This is a genomic window from Methanocalculus sp., from assembly GCF_029762515.1.
Taxonomy (GTDB): domain Archaea; phylum Halobacteriota; class Methanomicrobia; order Methanomicrobiales; family Methanocorpusculaceae; genus Methanocalculus.
Genome location: NZ_JARVGN010000068.1, coordinates 1 through 7,455 on the forward strand (window position 1 = coordinate 1; position 7,455 = coordinate 7,455).

The window sequence follows — 7,455 nt, forward strand, 5'->3', positions numbered from 1 at the left end:
CTCAACAACAGAGCTGAGGAGGGTTGGGTCATCTGCCATTGAGAGGAAGAGGGGTTCATCAAGGTTGATATAGAGGATCGCCGTTCTCTCAACACCCTGATCAAGGAGAGATCGGATTATCTGATAGACGAGGGTTGACTTACCGGTTCTTCGTGCACCAACGATTAAAAGAACCTCCCGTATGGACAGGTATCGCTCGATCTGGGGGAATCTGAATAGCCGGTCGACTCCTGTTTCAAACTCTCCAGAAGACCACCAGGGATTCTGGCTCTCCAGTGCGATCTCTATTCTCTCATCCATCTATCGATTATAGTTGATGATATATGATAAAACTGTCGACTATGATTGACAGATATAAAAATTGGGATCTTCAGGATCTGTTCGTCAAATGCCTGATAAGAGGAGATATCTCTCCATCCCGTCCATTCCGTTGAAGTAATTCACAATAATTGATAATCTCCCGGATAAATGATTCGGGGATGTGGCGACACGCTCGTGAACAGTTTCCATATCCAGAATGCATAGGCTCATATATGTGTGTGTAAGATATATCTTACTGATTGCATATGGAGATCGGAATTATCAGAATGAGTTCAAAGGGTCAGATCGTCATCCCGGCATCGATGAGAAGAGATCTCGATGAGGGGGCACAACTCGTCATCATCAGGGATGGAGGCCGTTTTATCTTAAAGCCGCTTGATGATCTTGAACCGGCACTGGAAGATGATCTCAGGTTCGCCGAGCGGACAGAGAAAGCCTATCTGGAGTTTGAGAAAGGAGAATTTACCAGAGAAAAGGATGTTGACTTCCTTCATAAGCTGAAGTCATGGTAACCGTTGCATATGATGTATCGTTTGAAAAGACGATTAAAAAGATACGGGATTCCAGAACAAAGCAACGGTTGAAGCAACAGATTATCAGGATCATCGGGGATCCTGAGATTGGAAAACCAATGAGGTATGCCCGGAAAGATACGCGGGAGGTGTATATTCCTCCATTCCGGCTATCATATTGCTATGATGCCAAGGAGGATCTGCTCATCTTTCTTGATCTGTATCATAAGGATGAGCAGTGAGGAGTAAGGAGTATTCCTTAGTACCCTGTACATTGTGTTTAGACAATCCCGGATCTCTTCATTTTATGGATAAAGAGAGGGGATATCTTCTCCCCTCTCCCAAAACGCCCTGTGAAAAACTCATTTCCTGAGGACGATCTGGCCTGGCTGGATATTGATCTCTAGAGGTTTTGATAAATGCGGGTTCGTGTTGTTTTTGTGTCATCTGTGTCCCACAATCTGATTTGTGGGACATATTCTCCGGCTCATGTCCCACAAAAGCCTTTGTGGATCGTAGATGACCCACAATATATCCCGGCGGCCTGGTTTTTCGAGATGATCCGGTGGCTGCAAAAGGTGTCCGGGATAAGAACTGTTTCGTTCTGTAACATATGCAGGTACGGTGATCGTAAGTACTATCATCCTCTCCTACAGTCTGTCTCCTTCTGTGATGGCAATCAGCCGGGGGAAGAGATAGGTTGTAGCACGACGCCCGCTTCCTTCAGCCAGGATAGTAATGATCTCCTGTTCACGGAGTTGTTGAAGTATCCGATTCGCTGTCTTCTTAGGGATCCCTGTTTGGTCGTAAAATTCAGATGGAGTGAAGATTGGTGTTCTGAAGAGGGCATCGATTGCGGCAACGGCATACTGCGATCGTGTTATCTCTGGAATTGTCTGTTTCATCTCATTATGGAGATCCAGAATTGTTCTTGCTGTCCTGCCGTTGGTTTCTGCCTGCTCCTCAATGGCATGGAGAAAGAATGCAATCCATCCGTTCCAGTCCCGATCCCGTGAAATGGCAAGGAGCCGTTCGTAATAGAGTGGTCTGTTCCTCTCAAGATAGTCACTGATGTAGAACATGGGGCTTCCTATCAGTGCTTTTTTGTACAGGATCAGCGGGACAAGCATTCGGCCTATTCGTCCGTTTCCATCGGAGAACGGGTGAATAAGTTCAAATTGTGCTTTGAGTATTGATAACTGGACAAGAACATCCCTCTCTTCATAATTCAGGTAGCTCTCCCATTCTGCAAGCACTCTTAACACACTATCTGGTGAAGGTGGGACAAAGATTGCATGCTCAATATCTGCATCCCGCCCGATAAAATTCTGGATTGAGCGGATGCATCCTGGTTCACGGTTCATACCGCGGCTGCCTGTCAGGAGAATCCTATGCAGATTGCAGATAAGTGGTATGTCCAGATTTTGGGATTTAAGGGCGTCAACCGCCGTGCGAAGTGCTTCCCGATAATTGATGATCTCCTGGATATCGGCAAGGCTTGCATCGCTGATCGGATCTTTTGGGTTTGCCTCAAACTTCATGACATCCTTAAGCGATGCCTGAGTACCCTCGATTCGTGACGAGATCACTGCTTCCTGTGTCAGGAGTGGGGAGAGGAGGAGTTCGGGGTTTGGGATCGCATTGAGAATGCCGTCGTACCTGGCAAGAGCACGGTTTGCTGATGCTATCTGCGGGATATGGCTCTCCCAGTTGATTGTATCCGGGGGCAATTCATCGGGGATATAAGGCTTTACTGTCATCATCTCATGGGATTACATACAACAGTCCGGGTACTGGTGGTGATCCGGGTCGCCATTTGTCGGACTTTGTATTCTATGGTACTGAAGATACTTGCTAAATGGTTGTTGAAAACCTTTATGTTTTTGCTGTAATCAAATGAATGGTCTCACCGTACTCCCGCTTCGTCTCCCTTCATCCCCGCCTCCATGCAAACAGCACGACAGCCAGAAGGGCCGCTATGGTTGCATAGATGAGCGGGCTCTTCTCAGGCTCAGGAGCCGGTGTCTCTGGTTCCGGCATGGTTGGTATTGGTGCTGGCAGATCTGTTGGTGGCTCTTCAGTGGGTGGCAAGCCCTCGAGCACGGTGATGGTTGTGGTGGCAGCCTGATCTGTCTTCAGCGATGTAACCTTCACGGTGTACTCATCAGGGAGGAACGCAGCCGGGTCAACCTCAAAGAAGAACCTCTGTGAGAAGGCGTCCCCCGGAACCACCTTTGCTATCCCGGAGGCTCCGGAGAAGGGCTCAGGTTTTGTCTTGCTGGTGTGTCCAAATGCTGATGATACGACCTCGACGAGGAGATCATTTCCAACAGCCAGGTTCGTTCTTCCCGTGATCATAAACCTCTCTGCGGTGTATATGATATTAATCGGGTCAATTTCGATCCGGGGTTCTTCGATGAGAAACGTCGTTCTCATGTAGGTATCGTCGATATTCTGGTTGTCTAAATGTCGAATGAGGGCTTCTGCTGCATTGGATCCCTGGAGGCGGCCGGGCCCTTCTGCTATGAAGACATCCACACCTGATGTTGCCACGCTCCCTCTCATCCGCACATAGGTTGTACCGGCAGTCGTGGTTGTATCCTCGATCACATCGAACCGGTTATTTGCCATAGGATGCTGGACGACGGCGAAATACTGCCCCGATGCCATCTGATTTGTCCGCGTGCCTGTGAGCTCGTATGAGAAGCTTGCATCAGTTTCGACCTGCTGCGTATCCCTGAGATAGTAGTTGTGCCCGAAGATCCAGACTGCAACCCCGGTGCTCGGGCTTCCGTACGCATGCCCTTCGATGAAGACGCTATCGCCCTTTGCTGTCGAATGAAGTGATCCCGGCATGGAGGCGGCAGCAGTTGCGGGTATTCCCAGGATCGCAATCAGCAGGATCAGGGCGAGAACCGATCGTTCTTTCCAGCTTTTTTGTTTCATGGTAATCTCCTCTATCATTCTCTTTTATTTTAATTCTCATTCTGGTCTTGTATCAACGATTCCAATGACGGCAGATTCCAAATAGTTTCTTCTGCCCGTCATCTGCCCGCCATCTGCCAGTGCGTCTGGTGAATGGCCGAGGGAATTGAACATATGGTATCATCAGTATTATCAGGCGGCAGTAAAAACTGAGATCTGCGGAGGCGTATACATATCAACCCAAAAGTGCTTCAGAGAAAGATCGAGCGGGCAGAAATAGCCCTGAATACCGGAAAATATGAAGAGGCTCTTCGTACCTATGATGAAATCCTGAAGAAGAGGCCGGATCATGCCGGATTCTGGATGAAGCGTGCGGCTGCCCTCGTCTGCCTCGAACGTGATCAGGAGGCGATCGAGTCGTTTGACCGCTCAATCGCGATACATCCGCTTGATGCCGCTGCCTGGATCAGCCGTGGTGTCCTCCTCCTTGAGATGGGCAGGGGGGAGGAGGCGGCAGCCTCGCTTGCGAAGGCAGAGGAGATCGATTCCGATCATCCTGCCCTAGGAAATGCAATAAAAAGGCTGAATAAACCAGTGATCTCTTCAGTTTCTGCACCTAAAACCGATCAGGATCCACGGAATTCAAAGAGAGAATTCCTTCTCTGGTGTGATTCACTGAAACAAGCCCGGCGGTTCGATGAGGCGCTCAGGGCAGCAGAGGAGGGCCGGAAGAGATGGCCGGGCGATCTGAATTTCCAGAATATCATGGGTGCGGCGCTGGTGGAGCTGGGGCGGCCAGAAGAAGCCCTCCCTCTTTTTGAGCAAAGTCTCTCACTCGATCCAGAGAGCGGGTATGCCTGGCATTTTCATGGACGGGCTCTGATGGACTCTCACCGGTATATTGAAGCGCTTGAATCCTTTGAAACCGCCCTTAAGTATAACCCTGAAAATGCAAATACCTGGTTTTATCGAAGTATCACCCTTCAAACTCTTGGGCAGATACAGGAGGCAGAAACCTCAATGAAAGAGGCGGCAAGGCTTGATCCGGTAAATGTCGGGTTGACCGCCTCACGGTATCTGGCTATCTTCTCAGATCTGCTCAGAAGGATATGATCTTCCTCTTCACCAGGCAACGGATCCTCCGGCCCTCTGCCAGGCGGAGATCCCTCCTCCAAGATTATAGACCTCGGTGAAACCAAGATCTCCCATCATCCGGAGTGCAGAACTGCTCTTTCCGCCTGCTGCACAGTAGATGAGATATGATCCATCCCGATCGAGCCTCCCCGCCTCCTCAGCAAATGATGAGGAGATATCGATATTCACTGCGCCCGGGATATGCCCGGCAGCATACTCATCAGCTCTTCTGAGATCGATGATTGTAAGTGTGGGATCTAATCCGGTCAGGAGGATCGCCTCACTTGCAGTAATCGTCTGGAGTTTTGGAACCGGATCATTCTCTACGGATTCCCCCGGAGCAGTACATCCGGATGCTGCAAGCAGCATGAGAAGAATTACTCCTGCTGACAAGACCGCCTTTCGCATAGCTCTCTATTGTCTCACCCGGATATCTGTTTTTGCTGCCGTGGTGTTGGAACTTGGAATCCAATCAAGCCTGTTCTGTATCTCTTGCATTTCTCAAAGAGCCGAAGAATGCCCGTGCTGAATGCGGATCATCTGTTACTATCCCATCAACTCCGATTTTGGAGGCTTCTTCGAACACTTCTTCCGAATTGAGGGTCCATGCAAAGGTTTTGAGGCCGGCTCTCCGGCTTGTATCTATTTGCTCCTGAGTTGTGTCAATAAACCGCAGAAGGATATATGATGCAGGGATCGATGCCGCCACCCGGACCGGATCAGCACCGGGAGACCGGAAGATGTACCCGATTCCGGCATCAGGGAGCAGGGGAGCGATCCGGTGGAGACAGTCTGCATCAAATGAGGCGACAAGCACCTTCGAAAGCCCTGCCTCTTTCACAAGAGCGGCAACCTGATCCTCATAACCTCCCTCCTTCAGTTCGATCACAAGCCCGCATTCACCAAGATCAAGGGCGAGCACCTCTGCGAGTGTCGGGATCGGCTCGCCCTCCCCGGCATCCAGTGCCTTCAGCTCAGCGAGGGTATAATCCCGGACAAAACCGGATCCGTCTGTTGTCCGTTCAAGGGTTGGATCGTGGATTACAACCAAAACACCATCCCGGCTTATCCGTACATCTATCTCGATATAGTCTGCCCACCTGCTCCCCTCCCTGAGGGCAGTGATGGTATTCTCAGGACGGGTGGCACGGGCCCCCCGGTGGCCGATGATGATCATATGCTAAGTCAGGTTCGGCTCTTCGTATAAAAGTAGTGAAGGGACGTTTCCCATCTGGCACAATACCTAAAAAAAGCCCTGAAGTTCTTCGGTATTCCCAATGAAACAGAATAAACTTCGTACTGCCACTATCTATACCAAATATCCAAGATATCTGCATGAAATCACCAGGTAATGGGACTGCCATATCTCAGGAATCCCGGAAAGAGGAGATAACTCCCGATGCCGGGAAGAAGATGCATCTCCTCCATGTCGATGATGAAGAACTCTTTTTGGAATTAACGGAGATCTATCTGAAACGAACCGGGGATATGATGGTTACCCGCTGTTCCTCAGCAGAAGAAGCTCTGAAATTGGTTGAAACCGAGGATTTCGACGGAATCATCTCGGATTACCAGATGCCTGGAATGAATGGCATAGAATTTCTCTTTGAATTGAGAAGCTCCTCAAATAACCTGCCATTTATCATCTTCACCGGCAGGGGCAGGCAGGAGGTTGTTATCGAGGCTCTCAATAATGGGGCGGATTTCTACATCCAGAAAGGCGGTGACATCAGCTCGCAGTTTGCAGAACTGGAGAATGCAATCCGTCTGGCAGTTGAGAAGTACCGATCAGACACCCACCTCCGCCAATCCAGACAGCTTATTTCTGATATCTTCCACCATCTCCCGGATGCAACCTATGCAATCGATTGTTCAGACCGGGTGATCGCCTGGAACCGGATGATGGAGAGGATGACCGGGATAGCCGCAGGCCGGATTATCGGGAGCAGCGGGCAACCCTATGCCACACCCTTCTTCCGGGAGGCCAGGAAGACCCTCGTCGATTACATTCTCCATCCTGAAGAAGAGATTGCTTCTACTTATTCTGTTCTCAGGAGGGAGCAGGGGATGATCATCGCAGAGACGGAAGGGATACTGCCCAATGGCAAGCCTGTTTTCCTCAGGGCAAAGGCTTCGCTCCTCTACGATGAAACAGGGTCTGTTGCTGGCGCTATTGAGTCGGTGCGTGATATAACAAAGAGCAAGATGGCAGAAAAAGCACTCATCTCTGCTGGCGAATACCGGCGTACCCTGATCGAGGCACATATCGATCCGCTTGTGACAATCGGCCCTGACGGAGAGATACAGGACCTGAATGCCGCAACTGAGGCATTAACAGGCATGAAACGCGATGGATTGATCGGGAGATCATTCTTCTCCCTCTTTATTGAGCCGGAATCAGCCGAGTCAGTATACCTGCAGACGATCCGTTCAGGCGTGGAGCGGGAACGCCCCCTCTTACTCAGGTTGCCGGAAGGAGGCATTCTTCCTGTCATCTTCTATGGCACAGTTTATCGTGGCCCGGATGGGGATTTCCGGGGTGTCTTTGCAGAACTCCATGAAT

At 50.1% G+C, this 7,455-nt stretch carries 9 protein-coding genes; 4 read left to right on the top strand and 5 right to left on the bottom strand.

Annotated features, from left to right (window positions below):
* The coding region (locus tag QCH34_RS03670; RefSeq protein WP_300330276.1) for an AAA family ATPase at positions 1-300 on the bottom strand (300 nt) is incomplete at its 3' end.
* 287 nt (positions 301-587) lie between these two features.
* On the opposite strand from QCH34_RS03670, the gene QCH34_RS03675 reads away from it, so the two are divergent.
* Together QCH34_RS03675 and QCH34_RS03680 are read left to right on the top strand one after the other, a co-directional pair.
* A complete protein-coding gene (locus QCH34_RS03675; protein WP_300330279.1) occupies positions 588-833 on the top strand; it encodes an AbrB/MazE/SpoVT family DNA-binding domain-containing protein in 246 nt (81 codons plus the stop codon).
* Positions 827-1,075 carry a type II toxin-antitoxin system RelE/ParE family toxin gene (locus QCH34_RS03680; protein ID WP_300330282.1) on the top strand — a complete coding sequence of 83 codons (249 nt, stop codon included), beginning with the start codon at positions 827-829 and terminating at the stop codon, positions 1,073-1,075. The genes QCH34_RS03675 and QCH34_RS03680 overlap by 7 nt, the downstream gene beginning before the upstream one ends.
* A gap of 408 nt (positions 1,076-1,483) precedes the next feature.
* Here QCH34_RS03680 and QCH34_RS03685 read toward each other — a convergent pair whose 3' ends face one another.
* A complete protein-coding gene (locus QCH34_RS03685) occupies positions 1,484-2,596 on the bottom strand; it encodes a Fic/DOC family N-terminal domain-containing protein (RefSeq protein WP_300330285.1) in 1,113 nt (370 codons plus the stop codon).
* Between the two features lie 169 nt (positions 2,597-2,765).
* Positions 2,766-3,779 carry a hypothetical protein gene (locus QCH34_RS03690; protein WP_300330288.1) on the bottom strand — a complete coding sequence of 338 codons (1,014 nt, stop codon included), beginning with the start codon at positions 3,777-3,779 and terminating at the stop codon, positions 2,766-2,768.
* Between the two features lie 225 nt (positions 3,780-4,004).
* On the opposite strand from QCH34_RS03690, the gene QCH34_RS03695 reads away from it, so the two are divergent.
* Entirely contained in the window at positions 4,005-4,871 is an 867-nt protein-coding gene (locus QCH34_RS03695; protein ID WP_300330291.1) for a tetratricopeptide repeat protein, read from the top strand.
* Between the two features lie 9 nt (positions 4,872-4,880).
* Here the strand turns inward: QCH34_RS03695 and QCH34_RS03700 are convergent, their stop codons facing one another.
* Together QCH34_RS03700 and QCH34_RS03705 are read right to left on the bottom strand one after the other, a co-directional pair.
* Positions 4,881-5,300 (bottom strand): rhodanese-like domain-containing protein, encoded by a 420-nt coding sequence (locus tag QCH34_RS03700; RefSeq protein WP_300330294.1) that lies wholly within the window; start codon positions 5,298-5,300, stop codon positions 4,881-4,883.
* A gap of 64 nt (positions 5,301-5,364) precedes the next feature.
* Entirely contained in the window at positions 5,365-6,069 is a 705-nt protein-coding gene (locus QCH34_RS03705; protein WP_300330298.1) for a glycerophosphodiester phosphodiesterase family protein, read from the bottom strand.
* Positions 6,070-6,227: 158 nt separating this feature from the next.
* On the opposite strand from QCH34_RS03705, the gene QCH34_RS03710 reads away from it, so the two are divergent.
* Positions 6,228-7,455 (top strand): PAS domain S-box protein (locus QCH34_RS03710; RefSeq protein ID WP_300330302.1); only part of this gene is annotated, 1,228 nt, incomplete at its 3' end.

What these genes read in the sequence shown, in the direction of transcription:
- QCH34_RS03675 (WP_300330279.1), top strand. Translation starts at nt 588, where the DNA reads ATGAGTTCAAAGGGTCAGATCGTCATCCCGGCATCGATGAGAAGAGAT.
- QCH34_RS03680 (WP_300330282.1), top strand. Translation starts at nt 827, where the DNA reads ATGGTAACCGTTGCATATGATGTATCGTTTGAAAAGACGATTAAAAAG.
- QCH34_RS03685 (WP_300330285.1), bottom strand. Translation starts at nt 2,596, where the DNA reads ATGATGACAGTAAAGCCTTATATCCCCGATGAATTGCCCCCGGATACA.
- QCH34_RS03690 (WP_300330288.1), bottom strand. Translation starts at nt 3,779, where the DNA reads ATGAAACAAAAAAGCTGGAAAGAACGATCGGTTCTCGCCCTGATCCTG.
- QCH34_RS03700 (WP_300330294.1), bottom strand. Translation starts at nt 5,300, where the DNA reads ATGCGAAAGGCGGTCTTGTCAGCAGGAGTAATTCTTCTCATGCTGCTT.
- QCH34_RS03705 (WP_300330298.1), bottom strand. Translation starts at nt 6,069, where the DNA reads ATGATCATCATCGGCCACCGGGGGGCCCGTGCCACCCGTCCTGAGAAT.